Source organism: Pseudorhizobium banfieldiae (assembly GCF_000967425.1).
In the GTDB taxonomy this organism is placed as follows: Bacteria; Pseudomonadota; Alphaproteobacteria; order Rhizobiales; family Rhizobiaceae; genus Neorhizobium; species Neorhizobium banfieldiae.
Genome location: NZ_FO082820.1, coordinates 2,669,073 through 2,694,891, shown reverse-complemented (window position 1 = coordinate 2,694,891; position 25,819 = coordinate 2,669,073). Strand labels below are relative to the sequence as shown.

Here is a 25,819-nt window from a genome sequence, read left to right as displayed (position 1 = left end):
CTTGCGACGATTACGGTAAGCACTGGGGCCCGGATCGCAGGATCCGGGCCTTTTCTGTTGCAGCCCCTGGAGCAGGCAAAAAAGAAAGCCCGGCTTCTCGCCGGGCTTGGGTTCGGGCAGATCGATCCGTCTAGTGCTTCATCGCCTTGACGATGTCCTCGGTCATCTTCTTGGCGTCGCCGAGCAGCATCATCGTGCCGTCCTTGTAGAACAGCGTGTTGTCGATGCCGGCATAGCCGGAGCCGAGGGAGCGCTTGACGAAGAGGCAGGTCTTGGCCTTGTCGACGTCGAGGATCGGCATCCCGTAGATCGGCGAGGTCTTGTCGTCGCGCGCCGCCGGATTGGTCACGTCATTGGCGCCGATCACGTAGGCGACGTCCGCCTGGGCGAACTCCGCATTGATGTCTTCCAGCTCGAAGACCTCGTCATAGGGTACGTTGGCTTCGGCGAGTAGCACGTTCATGTGTCCGGGCATGCGGCCGGCGACAGGATGGATCGCGTACTTCACCTCGACACCGTGTTCCTTCAGCGTATCGGCAAGCTCGCGCAGCGCATGCTGCGCCTGGGCGACGGCCATGCCGTATCCCGGCACGATGATCACCTTCTCGGCGTTCTGCATCAGGAAAGCTGCGTCGTCGGCCGAGCCTTGCTTCACGGTCCGCTGGACCCCGTCGTCGGCACCGGCCGCAGCCGTTTCACCGCCGAAGCCGCCGAGGATGACGGAGATGAAGGAGCGGTTCATCCCCTTGCACATGATGTAGGAGAGGATCGCACCCGAGGAGCCGACCAAGGCGCCGGTGATGATCAGTGCCAGGTTCCCGAGGGTGAAGCCGATGCCGGCTGCCGCCCATCCCGAATAGGAGTTCAGCATCGACACGACGACCGGCATGTCGGCGCCACCGATAGGAACGATGATCAGCACGCCAAGCGCCAGCGACAGGATGACGATCAGCCAGAACTGAGTATGGCTCTCCGTCTGCGTCAGCGCGACGATCAAGACGATGATCGCCACCAGCAGGCCGATGTTGATCAGGTGCCTGAAGGGCAGGAGGATCGGCTTGCCGGACATGCGTCCGTCGAGCTTGAGGTAGGCGATGACCGAGCCGGTGAAGGTGATCGCGCCGATCGCGGCGCCGAGTGCCATCTCGACGAGCGCCTGGCCGTGGATCGTGCCGACATCGCCGATCCCGAAGGAGACGGGATCATAGAGGGCGGCGGCAGCAACCATGACGGCGGCGAAGCCGACCAGCGAGTGGAAACCTGCCACAAGCTGGGGCATGGCCGTCATCGGAATGGTACGAGCGATATAGGCGCCGGCACCGCCGCCGATGGCGAGCGCGAGGACGATCAGCACAAGCCCGCCGAAGTCCGGCGTGGCAAGCAGAAGCGTCGTGCCGATGGCAATGCCCATGCCGACCATGCCGTAGACATTGCCCTGGCGGCTCGTGGTCGGATGCGACAGGCCGCGGAGGGCCATGATGAACAGCACGCCGGAGACGAGGTAGAGGAAGGCTGCAAGGTTCTGTGACATCGTTCAGGACCCTCAGCGATCTTTTTTCTTGTACATGGCGAGCATTCGGCTGGTGACTAGGAAGCCGCCGAAGATGTTCACCGAGACAAGCACCAGTGCCACGAAGCCGAAGCCGGTGGCATAGCCGCTCGCCGAGATGCCGACGGCGAGGAGCGCGCCGACCACGATCACCGAGGAGATGGCATTGGTGACGGCCATCAGCGGCGTGTGCAGCGCCGGCGTCACCGACCAGACGACGTAATAGCCGACGAAGATGGACAGCACGAAGATCGCCAGCCGGAACACGAAGGGGTCGATCGCGCCGCCTGACACTCCGTGTGCTGCCTGGGCGACAGCTTCGGGAGCCTGTTCTGCCGCAACCCTTACAGCTTCGACGGCATGTTCGAGCCGATCAAGAGCCGAATTCATCACTTCGCTCGCCATCAAAGCCCCTCCTTCTTGTCAGGCGTTGCTGCTTCAGTCTTCTTGCGCGTTCGCTTGGGCTTGTCCGGCGAGGTCTCGCCCGAGACCGGAGATGCAGTCCTGGCCAGCTTGCGCCCGGGTGCCGCAGCAGCGGGTGTCGTCGTCTCGGCTACAGATGCCGCGGAGGCCGCGAACGATGCCGCCGCCTCGGCAAAATTGGGATGCACCACTTGGCCGCCATGGGTCAGCATAGTCGCCTTCACCAGTTCGTCGTCCGGATTGACGGCAAATTCCTTGGTCTCCTTCGAAACCATGGTCTCCAGGAAGGCGAAGAGGTTCTTCGCGTAGAGCGCCGAAGCAGAGGCCGCAACGCGGCCCGCCACGTTGGCGTAGCCGATCACCTTGACGCCTTCCACACTGGCGACCGAACCCTTGACGGAACCTTCGATGTTGCCGCCGCGCTCGACGGCGAGGTCGACTGCTACGGCGCCGGCCTTCATGGAGGCAAGCATGGCGCGTGTCACGAGGCGAGGCGCCGGCCGACCGGGAATGAGGGCGGTGGTGATGACGATGTCCTGCTTGGCGATGTGCTCGGCCACGAGTGCCGCCTGCTTCGCCTGATAGGCTTCCGACATCTGCTTGGCATAGCCGCCCGCGGTTTCCGCTGCCTTGAATTCCTCGTCCTCGACGGCGATGAACTTGGCCCCCAGCGAGGCGACCTGTTCCTTGGCGGCCGGCCGGACATCCGTTGCCGAGACCACGGCACCGAGGCGACGGGCGGTCGCAATCGCCTGCAACCCGGCAACGCCTGCGCCCATGACGAAGACCTTGGCGGCCGGAACCGTTCCGGCGGCGGTCATCATCATCGGCAGCGCGCGGCCATATTCATGCGCCGCGTCGATGACGGCACGGTAGCCGGCGAGGTTTGCCTGGGAGGAAAGCACGTCCATGGACTGGGCGCGGGTGATGCGCGGCATGAGTTCCATGGCGAAGGCGGTGATGCCGGCGCGTGCCATTTCGGCCAGTGCGGCCTCGTTGCCGTAGGGGTCCATGCTGGCGAAGACGGCCGCGCCGGACCTGTATCCCATGATCTCGCTCGACGTCGGACGGTTCACCTTCAGGATCACGTCCGCGCCAGCGGCATCAGAAGCGGAGCCGATGCGCGCGCCTGCTGCCTCGAAGTCGCCGTCGAGTATGCCTGACGCCGTCCCGGCGCCGGTCTCGACCACGATGGAAAAGCCCATCGCCGTGAGGCGCTTCACCGTTTCCGGCGAGGCTGCCACCCTCTCCTCACCAGCCCCTTCGCGGGGTACGAAAATCACCTTTGCCACGATATGCCCTCCCAAATTCGTGTGCTGGACAGGCATGAATGTCATGCCGGTCCTTCCGATCAGGTCGGTAGAGGGATCAGCGAAGCAGGTAGAAGCCGGCAGCGTTGAGAACGATGAAGACGATGAGGGCGCCGAAGAAGCCAACGCCGCCGAAGAAGCCGGCAGCCATGGCGATCAGCAGCACGATCATGTGCATGGTGCCCCATTTCGTCAGCGCGAGGAACATGTTGTAGGTCTTTTCGTGTTCCGCATAATCCATGGAAGCACCCGTCTCGACTGGAGCGCTGTTGTGATTGTCCATGCGTCGTCTCCCTGATGCGGCCGCTCCGACCACCTTCTCGGCGCGGCCGTTGAAACCTGTCCGACCGGCCACGAGCAAAATGATCGGGGCCGATTTGGTTGGATTCTGGCCTTACACAAAGCCGCCACAAAGCGCAATGGCACCTTCTGGCGCAGGCGGTCGCGCTCCCGATGTTTCAGCTCGCGAGCGGCATGGAATGCTGCCGGGCAAGTCGTGCCGTCGGCAGGATCGTCAGCGGCGCCATGCCGCTGAGCGGCGATCGGTCGAACATCAGACGGCGTTCGTAGGGCTGGGATTCGTAGATCGGGAAGCGGCTCAAGAGCTTCGGCCCGATCTCGCGGGTGCGGGACGCAAGAAGCGTCAGATCGAAACCGTATATGCTGGCGAACGTCGGTGGGACGACGGTATCGGCATAGAAATACCGGCGGTAGAAGGCGGAATGGGCGGGACGGATATGCTGCAGCATGCGGTCCGCATTGAAGTAGATCGCCGCCATGATCGTCGGCCTGACCGTCAGGAAAGGCAGGGCCGAGCGCTCGCCGTCCAGTTCGGGATCGATGGCTAGCCTTGCCGGGTCGATCAGCGTCATGCCGGCATCGAGGAAGGCATTCACTGCATCGGGAAAGACGCCGGCCGACTGACTGATCCGGTGGGTCGGGGTCACATGGTGCACCCTTATGGTGCTAACCAGTTCCTCATACAGGTAGACGCCGAAGACGTAGGCGTGGTCGTCGAAGTCGACCTCGTCGAGCATGCTGCTCGCGGAGAGCGGCAGGACGCCTCGCTCCTGGTAGGACTTGTAGCGAAGCCGGGCAATGTCTTCGAAATCCTCCTGGCTTTCGATGCGGCGATACTCGACGGCGTCCAGGATCGAAAGAAGCTTGGTGGAAAATTCCTTGGTGGTAACGGCACTATTATTGAGCATCTGCGGCAATCTCCTCAGAGTTAATGAGAAGTTAACCCGAGATTGTCCGCTTCGGATGTACTGCCGCCCCGAACGGGCGGTATTTTGACGATTATGGTTAAGACCGGGAGGGGCGCGGCGCCTCCGTTACGGGGATGCTATGTCACTGGCTTTAGGCGCTTGCGCGATGCCTTGACGGCCACAGCCTGACCGCTTGCACGAAGCATCCTGGTCGCGGTCTCCGCATCAACGGGTGGCGCAAAGACGTAGCCCTGGATCAGGTCCGCAAAGCGGTTCTCCTTGATGAGTTGAAGCTGTTCCTGTGTCTCAACGCCCTCGATCACGATCCTCAGAGCAAGATCACGCGACAGTTGCGCAATTCCCTTCAGCAGCTTCATCTGGCGCGGATCATGGTTGATGTCCCGGATGAACGCCCGGTCGACCTTGACGATGTCCAGCGGCAGGGAGGTTAGATAGCTGAGACTCGAAAAGCCGGTGCCGAAGTCGTCGATCGCGATCGTGACACCCTTCTCCCGCAACTGATGCAGGACCTTGCTTACCGCGGCGGGGTCATCGATGAAGCAGCTTTCTGTCAACTCCACGTGCAGGCGCCATGGTGGCAGGCCGGTGCGCGCCAGAATTCCGAGTATGTCGCCAACGATGTCCGGAGTCAGGAGGTCGTGAGCGGAAAGGTTCACGGAGACCGCTGCCGGCTGCTCCCAGGCGGCGCAATCGCGGCTGGCCCGTTCCAGCACGAAGCGCGTAATGCTGGAGATGATGCCCATCTCCTCTGCCATCGGAATGAAGACGTTGGGCGCGATCATGCCTTTTTCGGGATGCTTCCAGCGAACGAGTGCCTCCATGCACTCAATCCGGCTGCCGTCGACCGTGTACATGGGCTGGTAGACAACCTGGAGCGCCTCGTCCTCGACCGCCTGTCGCAACGCAGCCCGCAGCTTCTGCTCCTCGACATAGCGAGCATCCATTTCGGGTCGGAAGAAGGAGAGGGAGCCCTTGCCCTTCACCTGCGCATCGCTGAGCGCGAGATCCGCCTTGATCAGCCATGTCTCCATCTCGAATTCGTCGGCTCGACCGACGATGGCACCGCCATTGACGCAGATCTCGATCCGGAAGTCAGGGAGATCGTACGCCCGCTGGATCTCCTCATGCACCTTCCGGACCTGCGCCTCCAGTTGGGGGCGGTCCTCGGCCATTACAAAGAGGGTGAATTCGTCGCCCACCAGGCGCCCCGTGAGCAGATCGGGCCCAGCCTGGGCCGACAGCCTCGATGCGACGGCCGCCAGTAGCCGGTCGCCGACCACGTGGCCCCGTAGGTCGTTGACGTGCTTGAAGGCTTCGAGATCGAGCACGACAAGGGCGGCAAGGCTGTCAGCCGGGCGCCGTTTGAGCTCGGCCGTTGCCATTTCGGCAAAATGAGACCGATTGGCCAGTCCCGTCAGCGTATCGAACTGCACCATGTGCAGGATCTTCGCGTCCGCCTCGACGCGAGCGCTGACGTCCTCGAAAATCAGTACGACCCCGCCATCCTCGCGCCGGCTGGCGGAGAATTCCACATGCAGCCCTTCCTTGAGCTGAACAAGGGTGCGGTCCACGTCGCCGCTCAACAAATGCCGCAGTTCACCGACGGCCCGCGTGCGGCGATAGCCGTTATGGGCTTCCAGCACACCAACCAGCGGAAGCCCGCGAATCTCGGAAGCGTCCGGCAGCCCGAGCAGGTCGGAGGCGCGACGGTTGACGACTTCGATGCGGCCTTCGCTGTCCAGCATGACGAGTCCGTGGGCGATCGTCGTCAGCGCCAGATCAAGCTGGTTGGCGATAAGGCGAATCTTTCGGGCCGCCAGGACGTTCTTGTAGAGAAACTCGCGTACGCCATTGGCCATGGAGCGGGTCGTCAGGCCGAAAGGGATGAGCAGTAGCGACATCATGGCAAGATGCGTGTCGCCGCTGGCGACGCAGGCGATGATGATGGGGACGCAACAGCCGAGCGTCTGGAAGTCTACCGCATGGCGCGAGCCGTAATTGCGGCCGACGATGGACATCATCGATCCCATCGTCATTGCGATGCAGGTAAAGGCGACGAAGCTGTCCTTGAGGACGAGCATGGCGTGGCCGCTCGTCGTTCCCAGAAGGAGAGCGGTCATGGTGGCGCCCATGACGTAGCGCCGCTCCCAGCGAGCGATCTGCTTGTCCGTCAGCGAGGTCTTGTCGACCTTGTCGAACCTCAGGAAATCGAAGAACCGGAGGGCGAAAACGAGCGGAAATCCAGCCGCCGCATACAGATAGAACTGCGATCCCGTATAGCTGAAGACGATAGCGCACCACACGACGTGGACCACCACGCCGGTAATCAATGTGCCGCGGTTTTCAAACAGCGAGCTCACGAAGGACAGGTAGACGTCCGTCGGCAGCGTCGTTGCGTCTTGCGCTTTCATGGGTTGCCCCTCGTCTCGGCCCAACCCTGCCTGAGACAGCTTAATTTCGTCCGAATCGGCACCCCTTCCCCCATGAACCTGAGGGGTTGTTCGTTTTCTGCTTAACAGAAGTCAAAGAAAGCCCCGCAGGAATTCGCACTCCATCTTCACAGATTTCCGAACGGTGGCAAGCGGATCACAGTCTCGAGACGATTCGAGCATTTCCAGCGGACAGACTGTCGCGGCTGGGCCGCAGAAGCCTTGAAAACCAGCGCATCGCGCGCCCAGCCAATTGATTTTTGCGGCTCCAGCCAATACAGGTCGCGCACTAACAACGGGACCCGGCAATCGCCCAGGCCGGTGGCGATGGCTGCAAGGTTCGACAGGAGGGGAAAAAATGGCTGCGCTGCTCGCGCTCAGTCGCGTGATCGATGCCGTCACCACGGTCATCGGAAAATCCGTATCATGGCTGCTGCTCGCGGCTGTCCTGATCAGCGCCGGAAATGCCGTCCTGCGCAAGGCTCTCGACATGTCGTCGAACGCATGGCTGGAAGTGCAATGGTACCTGTTCGGCGCCGTCTTCATGCTGGCCGCGGCCTATGCGCTGCTCAAGAACGAGCATGTCCGCATCGACATCGTCTCGTCCATGTGGAGCAAGCGGACGCGCGACATCATCGACCTCGTGCTGCATATCATCTTCCTCGTTCCGTTTGCCGGGCTGATGGCCTATCTCGCGTGGCCCTGGTTCTGGCTGTCCTTCAAGTCCGGCGAGATCTCGTCGAATGCCGGCGGTCTAACCATCTGGCCGGCCAAGCTGGTGGTGCTGCTGGGCTTCCTGCTGCTCCTGCTGCAGGCCTTCTCCGAGATCATCAAGCGCTACGCCGTCATCACCGGTCGGATCGCGGACCCTCGCCATGACACGGCCGGCGAAATGCCGACTGCCGCGACGGAGGTCTGAGCGTGATCGACTTCATTGCCCACAACCTGCCGCTGGTGATGTTCTCCAGCGTGATGCTGATGCTGCTGCTCGGCTATCCGGTGGCCTTCACGCTTGCCGCAGGCGGCCTGATATACTTTGTGATCGGCGTCGAACTCTCGACGATTTCGCCGGAAATCCGGCTATTCTGGCCGCTGCTGCAATCCCATCCGGAGCGCATCTACGGCATCATGTACAACGATACGCTCTTGGCGATCCCCTTCTTCACCTTCATGGGGATCATCCTTGAGCGGTCGCGCATGGCAGAAGACCTGCTCGACACGATCGGCCAGCTGTTCGGCCCGATCCGCGGCGGCCTAGCCTATGCCGTCATCCTCGTCGGCGCGCTTCTTGGCGCCACGACCGGGGTCGTGGCCGCCTCGGTCATGGCCATGGGCCTGATCTCTCTGCCGATCATGATGCGCTACGGCTACAACAGGCCGCTCGTCTCCGGCACGATCGCCGCCTCCGGCACGCTGGCGCAGATCGTCCCGCCGTCGCTCGTCCTGATCGTCATGGCCGACCAGCTCGGTCGCTCGGTCGGCGACATGTATCTCGGCGCGCTTTATCCGGCGCTTCTGATTGTCGGGGCATACTGCCTCTACATCTTCGCCGTCTCAATGGTGAAGCCGGAATGGGCGCCGGCGCTGCCGATGGAGGCCCGCACGCTTGGCTCCGGTGTCACCTCGCTGGTCGCCATGCTGGTGATCGCCATCGCTCTCTATTATCTCGGCATGTACGTCCTGTTCACCGGGATTCAGTCGCCGGAGTGGCAGCTGGTTGCAGCCATGGTGTTCGCGGTGGCCGTGGTATACGTCGTCGCACTGATCAACAGCCGGGTCGAGAAGAAGCTCATCTCTCGGCTGGCCGAGCAGGTCATCATCGTGCTCATCCCGCCACTGGCGCTGATCTTCCTGGTGCTCGGCACGATCTTCCTCGGTATCGCCACTCCGACCGAAGGCGGCGCGATGGGCGCCACTGGCGCACTGCTTCTCGCCCTCGCCAAGGGGCGCCTGAGCTTCGGAACGATCAAGAATGCACTGGACGCCACGACGAAGCTGTCCGCCTTCGTGATGATGATCCTCATCGGCGCACGCGTCTTCGGCCTGACCTTCTACGGCATCAACGGCAATGTCTGGATCGAGGAACTGCTGCTGGCCCTGCCCGGCGGCGAGTACGGCTTCCTCGTCGTGGTGACGATCATCGTCTTCATCCTTGGCTGCTTCCTCGACTTCTTCGAGATCGCTTTCATCATGGTGCCGCTGCTGGCGCCGGTGGCCGAAGCGCACGGGATCGACCTCGTGTGGTTCGGGATCATCCTCGGCATCAACCTGCAGACTTCCTTCCTGACACCGCCCTTCGGCTTCTCGCTGTTCTTCCTGCGATCCATCGCGCCGGCTGCACCTTGGCTGGACAAGGTAACAGGCAAGACCATGCCGGCGATGAAGACCACGGAGATCTACAGGGGCGTCTTCCCCTACATCATCATCCAGTTCGTCATGATCCTCGTGGTGATCTTCTTCCCCGGGCTGGTGATGCACTACAAGACCGATCATCCGAGCGCCGATCCCACCGATATCCAGATCGAGATCCCAGGCTTCGGCGGCCAGGGTGGCGGGCTCGGCCTGCCGCCGCTGGGCGGCCAGGGAGGCGGTGGAGGTGGCGGAGCGGGCGCGCCACCCGCGATGGGCCTTCCGCCCCTCAATCTTGGCGAGCCGCCTGCCTCGGGCGCCCAGCCCGCGGCGCCGCCGGCCTTTGGCCTGCCGCCGCTCAACCTGGGTGGGGAGCAGCCGCAACCTTCGGCACCGTCAGAGCCCGAGGCTCCTGCCGCCCCGCCGGCCTTCGGATTGCCGCCGCTCCAGGGACTGCCGGGGCAACAGGCCCCGCAGCCACCGGCTCAACAGCCGGCACAGCCACCCGCACAGCCGGACCTGAGCCAGCCGCCACCGATCAATCAGTAGGTACCAAGAAAAAGCCCGGCACGTCCGGAGCTTTTTCCTCGCTCCTGACCTGCCCGGTGCAGTGTCAGGCCGCGGGACCGGCTGCATCGTTCAGCATGAGCGAACGGTCCGTCCGGCGGCCGGAATGAGCTGGTACCTGACGCCGAGGCCTCCACGTGCCATATAAGCCGTAACGCCACCGGCAGGAGCATGCCATGAAGAAGATCGGTTTCCTTTCCTTCGGCCACTGGATGCCGTCACCACAGTCGGGCACACGCTCGGCCGGGGATTCTCTGCTGCAGTCCATCGATCTGGCCGTGGCAGCCGAGGAGCTTGGTGCCGACGGCGCCTACTTCCGCGTCCACCATTTTGCCCGGCAACTGGCCTCGCCCTTTCCACTGCTCGCGGCAGTAGGAGCCAGGACCAGCCGCATCGAGATCGGCACGGCCGTGATCGACATGCGCTACGAGAACCCGCTCTACATGGCCGAGGATGCTGGTGCGGCAGATCTCATCGCCGGTGGGCGCCTGCAACTCGGCATCAGCCGCGGCTCCCCCGAGCAGGTCATCGATGGGTGGCGCTATTTCGGCTACGAGCCGGGCGAGGGACAGAGCGATGCAGACATGGGGCGTCGCCATGCGGAGGTCCTTCTCGACGTCCTGAAGGGGGAGGGCTTCGCCCAGCCTAACCCGCGGCCGATGTTCCCCAACCCGCCGGGGCTGCTTCGCCTGGAGCCCTATTCGGAGGGCCTGCGCGAGCGTATCTGGTGGGGTGCCGGTTCCAACGCGACGGCAGTGTGGGCTGCCAAGCTCGGCATGAACCTGCAGTCGTCGACGCTGAAGGACGACGAGACGGGCGAGGCCTTCCACATCCAGCAGGCCAAGCAGATCCGCGCCTATCGCGATGCATGGAAGGAGGCGGGCCATGACCGTGCGCCGCGGGTTTCCGTCTCGCGCTCGATCTTCGCAATCGTCAACGACATGGACCGGGCCTATTTCGGCCACAGCAAGGACGAGGATTCGATCGGCTATCTCGACGCCAATACCCGCGCCATCTTCGGCCGTTCCTACGCGGCAGAGCCGGATGCGCTGGTTGAGGAACTAAGGAAGGACGAGGCGATTGCAGAGGCCGACACGCTGCTCTTGACGGTGCCGAACCAACTGGGCGTCGAATACAACGCCCACGTGATCGAGGCGATCCTTAAGCATGTCGCGCCAGCGCTGGGCTGGCGCTAGGCTTCTGCAGCGGCCGGTTCCGGCCTAGCTGCTGCGGGTGCGAGCGAGGCCGTCCTTGGCGGGCTGGTAGTTGGGGTCCAGACGGGCGGCATGGGCAAACGACTTGGCGGCGCGGGCCCTGTCGCCGCGGGTCTCGTAAACGAGCCCCTGGTTCGTCCAGGATTCCGCGAGCTTGTCGTTGTAGGCGATCGCCGTGTTGATGTCCGCGAAGGCGTTTTCGTCGTCGCCCATTGCGAGGTAGGAGACGGCGCGGCCGTTATAGGGCTCTGGCGAGTTGGGCGACAGCGAGATCGCCCTGGAGAAGTCCTCGATGGCCTGCGCATGCTGGCCACGAAGCTGATAGATCAGTCCGCGGTTGTGGTAGGCGCGACCGTCGGTCGTGTCGAGCTGGATGGCGCGGTTGAAGTCGTTGAAGGCTTCGTCATTTCGGCCCGCCTGGCGGTAGATGTTGCCGCGGCCGATATAGGCGACGTCGTAACTGGAGTTCAGCTGGATCGCGCGGTTGTAGTCGTTCGCGGCTTCCACGGGCTTGCCCATGTTGCGGTAGACGAGGGCCCGGTTTGCATAGGCCTGGTAGAACTGCGGATTGAGCTGGATCGCCCGGTTGAAATCGTCGAGCGCCTGCTTGAACTGGCCGGCGCGCCCATAGGCGGAGCCGCGGACATTGTAGCCTTCCGGATCCCCGGGATTGGCATTGATGACGGACGTCAGCGAGGCGATGTTCTCTTCGGAGCCCTGGGCGCGGTCGACCGTGATGAGATCGGTCGTCTGCGATGTGGTCGAGCAACCGGCCAGCAGGACGCCGGAGGCGAGAGCGAGTGCAGAGAGCGTGGCCTTGCTGCGAATCGGGGCGGTGATGGTCGAAAAGACGAGTGTTGCGGACGAAGGAGCAGCAGTCTTGAAGGCCATCAGGCTAAGTTCCTCGTATCGTTCAGGAGCGGAATCGTGATCCGGTAAAAGCGAAAGGCGGCGGCGCCCAAGTCGCCACCGCCTCATTAGCACGTCAAAAACGTCAGAAAAACGGCCGATTAACGGCTCGGGCGCGGAGCGGCAATCAGGCCTTCGCGCTGCATGCGCTTGCGAGCCAGCTTGCGGACGCGACGAACGGCCTCAGCCTTTTCGCGAGCACGCTTCTGGGAAGGCTTTTCGTAGTAGTCGCGCATCTTCATTTCACGGAAGATGCCTTCGCGCTGCATCTTCTTCTTGAGAGCGCGGAGAGCCTGATCAACGTTGTTGTCGCGGACAAGTACCTGCACGTGTAATCCCGTTCCTTGGTTTGGTTGCTCGCCGGAATCCATGCCGATTCGAGGCGAAAGAATAACTGTGCCCGGCCGGAAAGCCGTGCGATTAGTTCGGCAGATAGCAGAGGCTGGGTCGGAAGTCCAGATACTCCGATGCGGCGGCCTGCCGAAAAAATATCGTGCGTGGCACGGGCGATCTCCTCCAGTCAGACAATTTCGCCAACTCGGGATAGCTTATGGTTGCATATTTCTATAGTTGCAAGTTGCGGTATAGTTGCCATAATGTTTTCCGCGGAAGGCGGCGAAGGGCGGAGGGGTGTGATGCGGACGCAGGTGCTCGCGGCTTTGATGGCGGTGCTGCCGCTGACGGCCTGCTCGCCGAACGCCGGCGCAGGCAAGATCGCTTTCGGCGAAACCATTGGCCTCTCGACCACCGGCAATCTCCGGATCATCACCGAGCGCCAGCGCTACGGCATGCCGCCCGTCGTCTGTACGGAGCCCAGTCCCGACTACGCGATCGCCTTCGGCTTCACCCGCAAGGCGAAGCTCGACCTGCCGTCGCCGGCGGGAACGCAGGTTCTGGACGGCGACCTTTCTTCGACCGAGGCGGTCACCCCTGGCCAGGGGCGTGAGGCGGCGGTGCTTGCCTTGCGCGACGGTCTCTACAATGCCTGCCAGAGCTATGCGAACGGGGTGATAGGCCACGATGCCTATGCCATGATCCTCAGCCAGTACGGCGCCCTGCTGGTGGCGCTCGTCGGGAGCGACACGGCGAAGGGGGCGCCGGTAGCGTCCTCCATCGGAACGCAGAATGCCACCCTCTCGGCCCTCACCGTCGCCTGCGTCAGCAGCTATGACAGGTCGCGCGGCGTGCAGACGAACGCGCTGCTGACACCGGCGTTTTGTCACAGTGTCTTCCAGCGTGCGATGGCACCGCGCCGCTGATTCAGGCGTCTGGCGACATTAGCAAAACAATCCTCTGCATGCGTCGCAAAAGAGCCATTGCGGGCCGTGTTGATTTGCGATGGTTATGTCTCTAACAGAACTCCGTTCTCCAGGGAGTCGAAGGCGACATGCGCAAATATTCGGTCTTCGCCGTGGCCCGCGAAGCACTTCGCGGCCACAAGGGTTGGGAAGCCCAGTGGTCCTCGCCGGAGCCCCGCTCCAGCTATGACGTGATCATTGTCGGCGGCGGCGGGCATGGGCTTGGAGCGGCCTATTACCTTGCCAAGGAACACGGCATCACCAATGTGGCGGTACTGGAGAAGGGCTGGCTCGGGGGCGGCAATACCGGCCGCAACACGACGATCATCCGCTCCAACTATCTCTACGAAGAGAGCATGGACATCTACGAGCATTCCCTGAAGCTGTGGGAAGGCTTGAGCCAGGACCTCAACTACAACGTCATGTATTCGCCGCGCGGCGTGATGATGCTGTCGCACAACACGCATGACATGCAGAGCTTCAAGCGGCACATCAACGCCAACCGGCTCTATGGAATCGACAACGAATGGCTGACGCCGGAAGAGGCGAAGGCCTATGTGCCGGTTCTCGACATCTCGAAGACCGCCCGCTATCCGATCAATGGTGCGGCGCTGCAGCGGCGCGGCGGCACGGCACGCCATGATGCCGTCGCCTGGGGTTATGCCCGCGCCGCCTCCGACCGGGGCGTCCACATCATCCAGAATACCGAAGTCACCGGCATCCGCCGCGGCCCGAACGGCGAGGTGACGGGGGTCGAGACCAATCGGGGCTTCATCGGGGCGAAGAAGATCGGCGTCTCCGCCGCCGGCCATTCGTCCGTTGTGATGGAGATGGCGGGGGTGCGCATGCCGCTTCATTCGACGCCGCTGCAGGCGCTGGTCTCCGAACCGCTGAAGCCGATCTTCCCCTGCGTCGTCATGTCGAACACGGTGCATGCCTATATTTCGCAGTCGGACAAGGGCGAACTCGTCATCGGCGCCGGTACCGACCAGTACAACTCCTACAGCCAGACCGGCGGACTGCAGATCATCACCCATACGCTCGATGCCATCTGCGAACTTTTCCCGATGTTCCGCCGCGTCAAGATGATGCGCCAGTGGGGCGGTATCACCGACAACACGCCGGACCGGTCACCGATCCAGGGCGTCACGCCGGTGCCGAACCTCTTCGTCAACTGCGGCTGGGGGACGGGTGGCTTCAAGGCCACGCCGGGTTCCGCCAACCTCTTCGCCCACCTGATCGCCAAGGGCGAGCCGCACAAGCTGGCGGCCGGCCTGACGCTCGACCGCTTCCGCACCGGCCGGCTGATCGACGAGGCGGCCGCCGCCGCCGTCGCGCACTGATTGCGAGGTTCCAGAGATGCTGCTGATCCATTGCCCCTATTGCGAGGAAGATCGCTCGGAACTGGAATTCCGCTGGGCGGGCGAAGCCCATATCGCAAGGCCGGAAAACATCTCCGGCATCACCGACGAGGAGTTCGCCGAGTTCTTCTTCCTGCGCAACAACGAGAAGGGCCTGACCTACGAGCGCTGGCGCCATATCCATGGTTGCGGGCGCTTCTTCAACGCGGCGCGCGATACGGTGAGCGACAAGTTCCTGACGACCTACAAGGCGGGCCTGCCGAAGCAGCCGGTGCCGGGCGTCCCGGCGACGGAGAAGACCGTCGAGACTTATGAGCAGACCGAGGGAGATGCCCGATGAGCGCTTCGGCGAAGAACCTCGGCGCCTACCGCATCACGGGCGCCGGCCGCCTGACGCCGGCGCGCACGGCGCGTTTCACCTTCGACGGCAAGAGCTACACGGCGATGGAGGGCGATACGGTCGCTTCCGCGCTGCTGGCCCATGGGGTTCACCTTGTCGGACGCTCGTTCAAGTATCACCGGCCGCGGGGCATCCTGACCGCCGGACCGGAGGAGCCGAACGCGCTTCTCGACGTTTCCCGCGACGCTGCCCGCCGTCAGCCCAACGTGCGGGCCACCGTGCAGGAGGTCTTCGACGGGGCGAAGATCTCGTCGCAGAACCGCTGGCCGTCGCTTTCCTTCGATGTCGGCGCCGTCAACAACCTCTTCTCGCCCTTCTTCGCGGCCGGCTTCTACTACAAGACCTTCATGTGGCCGAAGGAGGCTTGGACGAAGGTCTACGAGCCCTTCATCCGCCGTGCCGCCGGCCTCGGCGTCGCGCCGACGGAAGAGGATCCGGACCGCTATGCCAACCGCTTCGCCCATTGCGACGTACTGATCGCCGGCGCCGGGGTTACCGGCCTGACGGCCGCTCTCTCGGCTGCCTCCACCGGTGCGGAGGTCATCCTCGTCGACGAGCAGCCGGAGGTGGGCGGCGCTCTCCACTTCGACACCTCGACGACCATCGACGGCCAGGACGGCTATGACTGGGCGCAGGACACAGCCGCGAAGCTGCGGGCGATGCCGAATGTGCGGGTGCTGACCCGAACCACCGTCTTCGGCTACTACAACCACGGCTTCCTCGGGCTTGCGGAACGGGTGAGCGACCACCTCGACCGCCCCGGACGTGACACGCCTCGCGAGCGCCTGTGGCAGGTGCGGGCGAAACGCGTGATACTCGCGACCGGGTCGATCGAGCGGCACATGGTGTTCGCCAACAACGACCGCCCGGGCATCATGCTGGCGTCCGCGGCCCGCACCTTCCTCAACCACTACGGTGTTGCCGTCGGCCGCAACGTCGGCGTCTACACCGCGCATGACAGCGCGTATGAGGCCGCCTTTGACCTGAAGCGGGCGGGTGTCCATATCGTGGCCGTCGTCGACTGCCGCGAGCGGCCGGGCGAGGCAGTGCTGGAGGAGGCGCGGGCGCTCGGCATCAACGTGCTGACCGGCCATGCCGTGATGGATACTGCAGGTCACCTGCGGATCAGGTCGATGACGGTGGCCCGCAACGGAAATTTCGACATCCGCAAGATCGCAGTCGACGCACTGATCGTCTCGGCGGGCTGGACCCCGTCCGTGCACCTCTTCTCCCAGTCGCGCGGCAAGCTGCGCTGGGATGAGGCGAGCCAGCGTTTCCTGCCGGACCTCTATGCGCAGGACTGCGTCTCGATCGGCGCCTGCAACGGCACTGACGACATCGGTGAGGCAATCGACGAAGCGATCTCCGGCGGCGGTGGCAGGATTGCCGTGCAGGGCGAGAGCCGGTTCGCCTGGAGCGGCGGCATGATCGGTGCCGCGGAAGGCGCGGGTCCGGATACGACGGTCAAGGCCTTTATCGATTTCCAGCACGACGTGACGGCGAAGGATATTCGTCTTGCGGTGCGCGAAGGCATGCACTCGATCGAGCACATCAAGCGGTTCACGACGAACGGCATGGCGTCCGACCAGGGCAAGCTGTCGAACATGCACGGGCTGGCGATCGCCGCCGAGATGCTGGACCGGCCGATCCCCAAGGTCGGTCTCACGACCTTCCGCGCACCCTATACGCCGGTCACCTACGGAACGCTGGTGTCGCATTCCCGCGGCGAGCTTTTCGACCCCGCTCGCAAGACGCCGATGCACGAGCTCGAAGCGGCCGAGGGTGCCGAGTTCGAGGATGTCGGCAACTGGAAACGCGCCTGGTATTTTCCGCGGCGCGGCGAGGACATGGCGACCGCGGTCAACCGCGAGTGCCGCACCGTCCGCGACGTGGCGGGCGTGTTCGATGCCTCGACGCTCGGGAAGATCGAGGTCGTGGGACCGGATGCCGCGCAGTTCCTCAACCTGCTCTACACCAACGCCTGGGACACGCTGCAGCCCGGCAAGTGCCGCTACGGCATCATGACCCGCGAGGACGGCTTCATCTATGATGACGGCGTCGTCGGGCGGCTGGCCGAGGATCGCTTCCACGTCACCACGACGACCGGCGGGGCGCCGCGGGTACTGCACCACATGGAAGACTATCTCCAGACGGAGTTCCCGCACCTGAAGGTTTGGCTAACCTCGACCACAGAGCAATGGGCGGTGATCGCGGTGCAGGGGCCAAAGGCGAGGGAGATCATCCAACCGTTCGTCGAGGGCATGGATATCTCCAACGAGACCTTCCCGCACATGAGCGTGGCTGAATGCACGGTCATGGGCGTTCCGGCCCGGCTCTTCCGCATGTCGTTCACCGGCGAGTTGGGTTTCGAGGTCAATGTGCCCGCAGATTACGGTCCGGCGGTGTGGAAGGCGATCTGGGAACGGGCGAAGGGCATGGGCGGCTGCCTCTACGGTACGGAGGCCATGCACGTGCTGCGCGCCGAAAAGGGCTATATCATCGTCGGCCAGGATACCGACGGAACCGTGACCCCTGACGATGCGGGGCTGGGCTGGGCGGTTTCGAAGAAGAAGACCGACTTCGTGGGTATCCGCGGGCTGAAGCGGCCCGATCTCGTGCGTGATGGCCGCAAGCAACTGGTGGGGCTTCGCACCAACCGGCCAAGCGATGTGCTGGAAGAGGGGGCGCAGATCGTTGCGGACCCGAACCAGCCGAAGCCGATGACCATGCTTGGCCACGTCACGTCAGCCTACTGGTCGGAGAACTGCGGCCGCTCGATCGCCATGGCGCTCGTCGCCGGCGGCCGGGAGCGGATCGGCCAGACGCTCTATATCCCGATGAAGGATCGTACCATTGCCGTTGAAGTGACCGACACGGTGTTCTTCGACAAGGAAGGAGGCCGCATCCATGGCTGATGTCGCGCAACGCACGCTGCCGCTTGCCGGCGTCCATGGCGGTTCCGCCAGCGTGAGGTTGACGCCCGCCCAACCGGGCGAGCGGATCTCTCTGAGGGCCCGGGCGGAGGACGTGACTGCCCTTTCGCAGGCTCTCGGACTCGACCTGCCCACAAGGCCGAAGACGTCCGCCTCCGCGAACGGACGCACCGCCCTCTGGCTCGGACCGGATGAATGGCTGGTGATCGGCGAGGCCGGGTCGGGCCTGATGCGGGCGGCGCAGGAACTCGGCGTGCTGCATTCCGCTGCCGATGTCTCCCACCGCAACACGGCGATTCTCGTCGAAGGACCGGGCGCTGCGGCAGCGATCAATGCCGGCTGCCCTCAGGACCTGTCGCTCAAGAGCTTCCCCGTCGGCGCCTGCACCCGCACCATCTTCGGAAAGGCCGAGATCGTGCTGTTGCGGACGAGCGAGGAGAGCTTCCGGGTGGAGGTCTGGCGATCGTTCTCGGACTATGCCTTCGGGCTGCTCGCCGAAGGAGCGGGGGACGCCTCCATCTGAAGTGATGGGGCCCCCTCACACCGCGAGGTTCAGCGCCTTCTCCCGCTCGATGTATTCGCGCTGCTTGTCGGTAATGTAGTCCCTGACGATCGGGGCAGCGTCGCGCTTGCGCGACATCTGCATGTGGAAGACGAGCTGGCTGCCGGTTCGGAACATCATCTCGGCGCTGACCAGATAGAATTCCCACATCCGGGCAAAGCGGTCGTCATACATGGCGATTACCCGCTCGCGGTTCTTCTCGAAGCGCTCCGCCCAGTGGGCAAGCGTGGTGGCATAGTGGACGCGGAGGAATTCGAGATCCATGACCCAGAGGCTGTTCCTTTCCACGCTATCGAAGACTTCCGACAGCGCCGGCGAATAGGCACCGGGAAAGATGTATTTCCTGAGCCACGGGCTGGCCATGCCTGGCGGGCTCATGTGGCCGATCGAGTGGAGAACGGCGATGCCATCGTCCGGCATCAGCTCGTTCAGGTGGCCGAAGAACTCGTCATAGTGCTGCACGCCGACATGCTCGAACATGCCGACGGAGACGATGCGATCGAACTTGTCGTCGACGTCGCGGTAATCGCGCAGCTCGAACGTCACGCGATCGGAAAGCCCCGCCTGCCGGGCCCTTTCCGAGGCGAGCTTCTGCTGCTCCTTCGAAAGGGTGACGCCGGTGACATGGACGTTCTCCAGCTTGGCGAGGTAGAGCGCCAGATCGCCCCAGCCGCAGCCGATGTCGAGGACGCGCATCCCATCTGCCAGGCATAGCTTGGAGGCGAGAAGGCGCAGCTTGTTCCGCTGCGCCTGCTCCAGCGTTTCCCCCATGTCCCGAAAATAGGCGCAGGAATAGAGCATGTTTTCATCGAGGAAGAGCCGGTAGAAATCGTTGCCGAGGTCGTAATGGTGGGCGACGTTTCTCTGGGCCTCGCCCTTGACGTTCGACTGCTGGCGCTTGCGGAAGCGCATCTTGATCGCGCGAAGTGCCTTTTGCAGCGGGTAGGAGCCGAGCGACAGGCGGTTGATCGAGAAGAGCGTCAGGAAGTCCCGCAGCGTCGAACCGTCCTCGAAGCGCATGGTGCCATCCATGTAGGCCTCGCCGGCGGCAAGCTCCGGATTGAAGACGAGCGTTCGATAGAGCCGCTTATCCGTCAGCCGCATGGTCACCTCCGGTCCGGGCGTACCGGCGAAGATGTGACGCTGTCCATCGGCATCGATGACGGTGAGGCGGCCCTTGCGGATGAAGGACTTCATCATGTGGGAAAGCGGAAACATTCGTACCTCGCATATCGGCAGTGATCGATAGGTGGGTATGCGTATGCGTCTGCTGCGGATCAGGCGTCCGCGGGTCTGTCCTTGGGGTCGAACTGGACGATGGTGATCCAGTTGGCGGTCAGTGCCGGCTTCTTCTCGTTCTCGATCTCGACGGACACGTCGTAGGTGGTCATCAGCAGCCCGGCGCCGCGGAAGCGGCACTCCGTGAGCGTGAATTGCCCGCGGACCCGGCTGCCGCACCGGACCGGCGACATGAAGCGGACCTTGTCGAAACCGTAGTTCAAGCCCATGGTCTGCTCGCGGATCTTCGGCAGGCAATCGTAGTTCATCGCCGAAAGCAGCGAAAGCGTGAGGAAGCCGTGCGCGATCGTCCCGCCGAACGGGCTCTCCGCCGCGGCACGGTCAGGATCAACATGGATGAACTGATGGTCGAGGGTCGCATCGGCGAACGTGTCGATCATCTGCTGATCGACCGTGATCCATTCGGAGGTCCCCAGCACCTGTCCAACCAGGCCCGGCACGTCTGCTAGCGAAATCTCGCGCGGCATGTTCCCTCTCCGATTCCCGTCTTCGGCTGCAATCTATAGGTGTTCATCGCGCTTGGACAGGCGAAGCATGACCAGCCTGCGGATCTTCGACAAGAAAGGTGACCGAACGTGGCGGAGACATGCCGTCCCACTCTTCGCCTTCGTCGAGGGTCACCCAGCAGGAGGGCAGGGTGAAAAGCTGCTCCCGATGTGCCCGGTTGAAGACCACCGCGATGCGCGTGACGAGGTCCGTCTGATGGTCCCGCGTCTTCAGGGTGACGGCGAGCTGGGCGGCCTCGGGCTGCTGCCAGTCTTCCTGTGCCACGGGCTTGCCCGAGGGACCGTACCAATCGATATCGTCGCCGGCGTCGACGAAGAAGCCGCATTCCGAGAACACCGAAAATCGCTTGCGCCAGCGGGCCAGGCGGGCCGTGTGCTGGACCAGCCCCTCGTCCATACCTGCCCAGTTAAGCCAGGTGATCTCATTGTCCTGGCAATAGGCATTATTGTTGCCGCCCTGGCTACGGCCCGCCTCGTCGCCCATGGTCATCATGATGGCGCCACGGCTGGCAAACAGGGTGGCGAGAAGCGCCATCACGTCGCGTCGGCGGGCTTCAAGCACAGCAAGGTCCTGAGTCCGGCCTTCGACGCCATTGTTCCAGGAGAAGTTGTCGTGATGGCCGTCGCGGTTTTCCTCGCCGTTGGCGTGGTTGTGGCGCTCCTCGTGCGAAACCATGTCCATCAGCGTGAAGCCGTCATGGGCGGCAATGAAGTTGACGCTGCGTGTCTGGTGGTGTCCGTGGCGGGCAAAGATGTCCTGCGAGCCTGTGAGCCGGGTTGCGAGCTCCCCAAGGGTCCAGTGGTCGCCTCGCCAGAAGCGGCGGATGTCGTCGCGGGCGCGGTCGTTCCACTCCATGAAGGGAGGCGGGAAGTTGCCCAGCTGGTAGCCGCCGGGGCCGATGTCCCAAGGCTCGGCGATCAGAATGCGGTCGGAAAGCACCGGATCCCTGATCATTGCCTGCAGGGTCTCGCTTTGGGCGGAAAAGCCGTGCGGTCCGCGGCCAAGGATCGGCGCGAGATCGAAACGGAAGCCGTCAATGCCGGCGTTCAGCACGAAATGGCGAAGGCTGTCGATGATCAGCCGGCGGATGAAGGGATGATCGCAGGCGACGGTGTTGCCGGTACCGGTATCGTTGACCAGAGTGCCGGGATGGCCTTGCGCGTGGCGGAAGCAGGCGAGGTTGTCGAGGCCGCGAAGCGAGAGTGTCGGGCCGGCGCGGTCGCTCTCGCCGGTATGGTTGAAGACGAGGTCGAGGATGACGCCGATGCCGGCTTCGTGCAGTGTCACGACCGTGTCGCGCAGCTCGGCCACGCCACCGGGGCAGAGGCGCGGGTCTAGTGCCATGAAGCCGACCGGATTGTATCCCCAGCCGTTGGTGAGCCCGAGCGGTGGCAGGTGCCTTTCGTCGATCCAGGCCGCGATCGGCATCAGTTCGACCGCGTCCACGCCGATGCGCTTGAGGTGGGTGAGGACGGACGGATGGGCGAGGGCGGCGACGGTGCCTCGCTGATGCTCCGGGACGTCCGGATGCAGGATGGTGAAGGGGCGGACCGCAAGTTCGTAGATCAGGCCGCCAGCTCGGAACAGCGGCTTCGAAGGCGTCACGGGGTCGTGCCGACGCAGGAGGGCCTTCGGCATAAGGTGGGCGGTGTCTGTGCCGAAGTCTGCCAGGCGCCGGTCATAGACAAAGGGGCGGTCGATCTCGGTGGCGTAGGGATCCAGGAGCAGCTTCGAAGGATCGAACCAGAGGCCACGATCGGGGTCGTAGGTGCCGTGGGCGCGATAGCCGTAGCGGGTCCCTTCGTCGATGTGCGGGACCGAGACGCTGTGAATTTCGTCAGCACCACGGACCATGACATGGCGGGCGGTTTCCACGGTACCTTCCGGGTTGAAGATGCAGAGCTCGATCTTCGCGGCGTTCGCGGACCAGACCGCAAACTCTGCGCCGTGGGGCGCCAGGGTCGTCCCGAGCTTCATTCCGGATCCTTCTCATAGACGGCAAGGCCGTCCGGCAGTTGAACCCAGTCGTGCCTTCGGCAGTCATAGACCGAGACTTGCGGCGGTGGGAAGGAGGGATCGGCGAAGCCGCCCACGGCCACGGCGACCGATCGGTCGCCGACGCCTTCCTCCGTATGGAAGAGGTTGGTGCCGCAGACCGGGCAGAAGCGGAAACGGTAGCTTGCGCCCTGGTCTCCCGTGCGCAGATATTCGCTGGGCTTGCCGATGACCCGATAAGGCGTGGGGAAGGCCGCGAGTGCTGCGAACACGCTTCCGGTGCGCTGCTGGCAGGCGAGGCAATGGCAGACGCCGACATTGAGCGGCTCGCCGTTCACTTCGATCCGGAGCTGCCCGCAACTGCAGGACGCTGTTCTCCTCACCACTGTCTGGCTTCCTCCTGTCTCTGCGATCAGGTGATTACGGTCGGTCCCGTGCGGCCGGTGCGTGTCCTGATCCCGGCAATCTCGTCGGCCACGGCGATCAGGTCAGCCAAGGCCGCCTGCGTCTCGATGCCATGACGCGACGCGTCCGGCTCGTAACGTTCGACATAGACGCGCAGGGTCGCGCCGGAGGTGCCGGTGCCGGACAGGCGGAAGACGACGCGGCTGCCGCCCTCGAAAAGGATGCGGATGCCCTGCCTGGTGCTGATAGAGCCGTCGATCGGATCGGTGTAGGAGAAGTCGTCCGCCGCCTCGACCTTGAGATCGCCGAAGCTCTGTCCGGGGAGCGATGACAGCTTGCCGCGCAGCGCGTCCATCAGCCCGTTCGCCGCATCGGTATCGACTTCCTCGTAGTCGTGGCGGGAATAAAAGTTGCGGCCGTACTCGGCCCAGTGCTTGCGGACGATCTCGGCGACGCCTTCCTTGCGGGCGGCGATGATGTTCAGCCAGAAGAGGATTGCCCACAGGCCATCCTTCTCGCGCACGTGATCAGACCCGGTGCCGAAGCTTTCCTCGCCGCAGACGGTGACCTTGCCGGCGTCCATCAGGTTGCCGAAATACTTCCAGCCTGTGGGCGTCTCGTAGATGCCGAGCCCGAGCTTTTCCGCCACGCGGTCGGCGGCAGCGCTGGTCGGCATGGAACGGGCGATGCCGGCTATGCCCTTCGCATAGCCGGGCGCGCATTTCGCATTGGCAGCGATGATGGCGAGGCTGTCGGAGGGGGTGACGAACATGTCCTTGCCGACCACCATGTTGCGATCGCCGTCGCCATCGGAGGCAGCGCCGAAGTCCGGGCCATCGGCGCTCATCACATCGTCATACAGCTCCTTCGCGTGGACGAGGTTCGGGTCCGGGTGGTGGCCGCCGAAGTCCGGCAGCGGCGTTGCATTGCGGACGGAGCCTGCCGGTGCGCCGAGACGCTTCTCGATGATCTCCTTGGCGTAGGGACCGGTAACGGCACCCATGGAATCCACGGCAATGCGAAAGCCGCCCGAGATCAGATTCCGGATGGCAACGAAATCGAAAAGGCTCTCCATCAGTTCCGCATAGTCGGCGACCGGGTCGACCACCTCGACCGTCATGCCCGCGAGGGCGAAACTGCCCGCCATGTCCAGGTCGATATCGGGTGCGTCGGCAATCTTGTACTCGCTGATGATCTTCGACCGCTCGAAGATCGCCTCGGTGATCTTTTCCGGTGCCGGGCCGCCATTGCCGATATTGTACTTGATGCCGAAGTCCTCGCTCGGCCCGCCCGGATTGTGACTGGCCGACAGGATGATGCCGCCGAAGGCACCGTACTTGCGGATGATGTTGGAGGCGGCGGGGGTGGAGAGGATGCCGCCCTGGCCGACCATGACCTTGCCGAAGCCCGCAGCGGCGGCCATCTTCAGCGCTTTCTGGATGACCTCGCGGTTGTAGTAGCGGCCGTCGCCGCCGATCACCAGGGTCTTGCCCTCAAAGCCCTCGAGCGAGTCGAAGATCGACTGGATGAAGTTCTCCGCGTAATTCTCCTGGGCGAAGACGGGCACCTTCTTGCGGAGCCCGGAGGTGCCGGGCTTCTGGTCCTTGTAGGGGGCGGTCGGAACGGTCCGGATCATGTCAGCGGCCTTTCATCGTCATGTTCTTGTAGAGCTGGGCATAGAGCCCGGCGCTCTTGTCCCAGGAAACGTCGGTCTTCATGCCCTGCTTCTGCATCTCGGCCCAAGTTTTCGGCTCGCGGTAAAGGCGGAAGGTCCTGTTGACGGCGCGCTGCAACGCATGGGTCGTGGCGGGGCTGAAGCTGACCCCGGTCGCGGCCCGCGCGGCGAGCGCGGCGGGGCTGGCATCGATCACGGTGTCGTTGAGGCCGCCGGTGCGGGCGACGACCGGGACGCAGCCGTAGCGAAGGCCGTAGAGCTGGGTCAGCCCGCAGGGTTCGAAGCGAGAGGGGATCAGGATCGCATCGGAGCCCGCCTGCATCAGGTGCGACAGCGGCTCGTCATAGCCCGTATGGATCGAAACGCGGCCGGGGTGGCGGGCGGCCGCGGCGTGGAAGGCGTTCTCCAGCCCCGCATCGCCCGCCCCGAGAACGGCAAGGCGACCACCCTGGGCAACGATCTCGTCGATGACGTCCGCCAGCAGGTCCATGCCCTTCTGCCAGGTGAGCCGCGAAACGACGCAGAACAGCGGTCCGTCGTCGTGCTTCAATCCGAAGCGCTCGGCGACGGCATGCTTGTTCTCGCGGCGGCGCTTGAGCTTCGACGGACCGTAGGTGGCGGCAATCAGCGGATCGTGCTCCGGGTTCCAGACACGGGTATCGATGCCATTGACGATCCCGTGCAGGTCTCCTGCGCGGGCCGCGAGCACGCCTTCAAGCCCCATGCCGAATTCAGGGGTCAGGATTTCTTCCGCATAGGTCGGGCTGACGGTGCTGATCGCCGTGGCTGCCCGCAGCCCGGCCTTCAAGTAGCCGACGCCGCCGTAATATTCCACGCCGTCGATGGCATAGGCATCCGGCGGCAGGCCGAGATGCGGGAAGATGTCGACGCCGTACTGGCCCTGGAAGGCGATGTTGTGGATCGTCATCAGGCTCGGCGGCACGGGGCGTCCGGCATAGCGGAGGTAGGCTGGCAGGAGGCCTGTCTGCCAGTCGTGCAGGTGGACGAGGTCCGGACGCCAGCCATCCAGGACGCCGAGCGCGATCTCGGCGCCGGCCCGCGACAGGGCGGCGAAGCGGCGCCAGTTGTCCGGGTGATCACGCCCGTCCGGCCCCACATAGGGACCACCAGCTCGATCGAAGAGTGACGGCGCATCGAGGATGAGCAGGTCGAGGCCGTGATGCTCCACCTGCAGGATGGTTGCGGGATGGCCGAGCAGATCGTCGAAGGCGTGGCAGCGCGTTGCATGTTTCACTGCAGCCATGACGGCCGGATATCCAGGCACCAGCGTGCGGGTACGCACTCCGTGTTCCTTCAGCGCAAGGGGCAGGGCGCCCGCCACGTCGGCGAGCCCGCCGGTCTTGATCAGCGGATAGACTTCGGAGGCAACCGAAAGGACGCTCAT

General features: G+C 63.9%; 22 protein-coding genes. 8 read left to right on the top strand and 14 right to left on the bottom strand.

The features are described from left to right. Positions 1-130: 130 nt before the first annotated feature. From NT26_RS13265 to NT26_RS13240, 6 genes are all read right to left on the bottom strand, one after another. Positions 131-1,531, bottom strand: coding sequence for an NAD(P)(+) transhydrogenase (Re/Si-specific) subunit beta (locus NT26_RS13265; protein WP_052639396.1), 1,401 nt, complete (start codon positions 1,529-1,531; stop codon positions 131-133). A 12-nt stretch (positions 1,532-1,543) separates the two neighbouring features. After that, positions 1,544-1,954, bottom strand: coding sequence for an NAD(P) transhydrogenase subunit alpha part 2 (locus NT26_RS13260; protein WP_052639394.1), 411 nt, complete (start codon positions 1,952-1,954; stop codon positions 1,544-1,546). Further along, positions 1,954-3,264 (bottom strand): Re/Si-specific NAD(P)(+) transhydrogenase subunit alpha, encoded by a 1,311-nt coding sequence (locus NT26_RS13255; RefSeq protein ID WP_152338619.1) that lies wholly within the window; start codon positions 3,262-3,264, stop codon positions 1,954-1,956. Before NT26_RS13255 ends, NT26_RS13260 begins: the two co-directional genes overlap by 1 nt. 76 nt (positions 3,265-3,340) lie before the next feature. Further along, positions 3,341-3,565: an aa3-type cytochrome c oxidase subunit IV gene (locus NT26_RS13250; RefSeq protein WP_052639392.1), complete on the bottom strand. Its 225-nt coding sequence runs from the start codon at positions 3,563-3,565 to the stop codon at positions 3,341-3,343. A 175-nt stretch (positions 3,566-3,740) separates the two neighbouring features. Then, a complete protein-coding gene (locus NT26_RS13245; protein ID WP_052639390.1) occupies positions 3,741-4,490 on the bottom strand; it encodes an N-acyl amino acid synthase FeeM domain-containing protein in 750 nt (249 codons plus the stop codon). A gap of 137 nt (positions 4,491-4,627) precedes the next feature. Beyond that, entirely contained in the window at positions 4,628-6,922 is a 2,295-nt protein-coding gene (locus NT26_RS13240; RefSeq protein ID WP_052639388.1) for a putative bifunctional diguanylate cyclase/phosphodiesterase, read from the bottom strand. Between the two features lie 376 nt (positions 6,923-7,298). Here NT26_RS13240 and NT26_RS13235 point away from each other — a divergent pair, with 376 nt between their 5' ends. From NT26_RS13235 to NT26_RS13225, 3 genes are all read left to right on the top strand, one after another. Beyond that, complete coding sequence (locus tag NT26_RS13235) at positions 7,299-7,859, top strand: TRAP transporter small permease subunit (protein WP_052639386.1); 561 nt, start codon at positions 7,299-7,301, stop codon at positions 7,857-7,859. Positions 7,860-7,861: 2 nt separating this feature from the next. Then, positions 7,862-9,838 (top strand): TRAP transporter large permease, encoded by a 1,977-nt coding sequence (locus tag NT26_RS13230; RefSeq protein ID WP_052639385.1) that lies wholly within the window; start codon positions 7,862-7,864, stop codon positions 9,836-9,838. Between the two features lie 194 nt (positions 9,839-10,032). Continuing rightward, positions 10,033-11,052 (top strand): LLM class flavin-dependent oxidoreductase, encoded by a 1,020-nt coding sequence (locus NT26_RS13225; RefSeq protein WP_052639383.1) that lies wholly within the window; start codon positions 10,033-10,035, stop codon positions 11,050-11,052. 24 nt (positions 11,053-11,076) lie between these two features. Here NT26_RS13225 and NT26_RS13220 read toward each other — a convergent pair whose 3' ends face one another. Both NT26_RS13220 and rpsU read right to left on the bottom strand, forming a co-directional pair. Next, positions 11,077-11,961, bottom strand: coding sequence for a tetratricopeptide repeat protein (locus NT26_RS13220; protein ID WP_052639381.1), 885 nt, complete (start codon positions 11,959-11,961; stop codon positions 11,077-11,079). A gap of 119 nt (positions 11,962-12,080) precedes the next feature. Further along, a complete protein-coding gene (gene rpsU, locus NT26_RS13215; protein ID WP_052639379.1) occupies positions 12,081-12,308 on the bottom strand; it encodes a 30S ribosomal protein S21 in 228 nt (75 codons plus the stop codon). Positions 12,309-12,614: 306 nt separating this feature from the next. Between rpsU and NT26_RS13210 the strand changes: the two genes are divergently transcribed. The 5 genes from NT26_RS13210 (at position 12,615) to NT26_RS13190 (ending at position 18,494) form a co-directional block, all read left to right on the top strand. Continuing rightward, on the top strand, positions 12,615-13,238 hold the full coding sequence (locus tag NT26_RS13210) for a hypothetical protein (protein WP_052639377.1): 624 nt from the start codon (positions 12,615-12,617) through the stop codon (positions 13,236-13,238). A gap of 128 nt (positions 13,239-13,366) precedes the next feature. After that, the gene (locus tag NT26_RS13205; RefSeq protein WP_052639375.1) at positions 13,367-14,620 is read left to right on the top strand and encodes a sarcosine oxidase subunit beta family protein; all 1,254 of its coding nucleotides are present in this window, start codon (positions 13,367-13,369) and stop codon (positions 14,618-14,620) included. A gap of 16 nt (positions 14,621-14,636) precedes the next feature. Further along, positions 14,637-14,978 carry a sarcosine oxidase subunit delta gene (locus NT26_RS13200; protein WP_052639373.1) on the top strand — a complete coding sequence of 114 codons (342 nt, stop codon included), beginning with the start codon at positions 14,637-14,639 and terminating at the stop codon, positions 14,976-14,978. After that, on the top strand, positions 14,975-17,953 hold the full coding sequence (locus NT26_RS13195) for a sarcosine oxidase subunit alpha (RefSeq protein ID WP_052639371.1): 2,979 nt from the start codon (positions 14,975-14,977) through the stop codon (positions 17,951-17,953). The genes NT26_RS13200 and NT26_RS13195 overlap by 4 nt, the downstream gene beginning before the upstream one ends. After that, positions 17,946-18,494, top strand: coding sequence for a sarcosine oxidase subunit gamma (locus tag NT26_RS13190; RefSeq protein WP_052639369.1), 549 nt, complete (start codon positions 17,946-17,948; stop codon positions 18,492-18,494). The genes NT26_RS13195 and NT26_RS13190 overlap by 8 nt, the downstream gene beginning before the upstream one ends. A gap of 15 nt (positions 18,495-18,509) precedes the next feature. Here NT26_RS13190 and NT26_RS13185 read toward each other — a convergent pair whose 3' ends face one another. Genes NT26_RS13185 through glgA form a run of 6 tightly spaced genes read right to left on the bottom strand, consistent with a single transcriptional unit; the run spans position 18,510 to position 25,819 of the window. Further along, positions 18,510-19,751 carry an SAM-dependent methyltransferase gene (locus NT26_RS13185; RefSeq protein ID WP_052639367.1) on the bottom strand — a complete coding sequence of 414 codons (1,242 nt, stop codon included), beginning with the start codon at positions 19,749-19,751 and terminating at the stop codon, positions 18,510-18,512. Between the two features lie 59 nt (positions 19,752-19,810). Then, complete coding sequence (locus NT26_RS13180) at positions 19,811-20,299, bottom strand: MaoC family dehydratase (RefSeq protein WP_052639365.1); 489 nt, start codon at positions 20,297-20,299, stop codon at positions 19,811-19,813. Between the two features lie 43 nt (positions 20,300-20,342). Then, positions 20,343-22,316: a glycogen debranching protein GlgX gene (glgX, locus tag NT26_RS13175; protein ID WP_052639363.1), complete on the bottom strand. Its 1,974-nt coding sequence runs from the start codon at positions 22,314-22,316 to the stop codon at positions 20,343-20,345. Then, positions 22,313-22,720 carry a GFA family protein gene (locus NT26_RS13170; RefSeq protein ID WP_152338618.1) on the bottom strand — a complete coding sequence of 136 codons (408 nt, stop codon included), beginning with the start codon at positions 22,718-22,720 and terminating at the stop codon, positions 22,313-22,315. Before NT26_RS13170 ends, glgX begins: the two co-directional genes overlap by 4 nt. Positions 22,721-22,746: 26 nt before the next feature. Further along, a complete protein-coding gene (locus NT26_RS13165; RefSeq protein WP_052639358.1) occupies positions 22,747-24,375 on the bottom strand; it encodes an alpha-D-glucose phosphate-specific phosphoglucomutase in 1,629 nt (542 codons plus the stop codon). 1 nt (position 24,376) lies between these two features. Further along, positions 24,377-25,819, bottom strand: a complete 1,443-nt coding sequence (gene glgA / locus NT26_RS13160; protein ID WP_052639356.1) for a glycogen synthase GlgA — start codon at positions 25,817-25,819, stop codon at positions 24,377-24,379.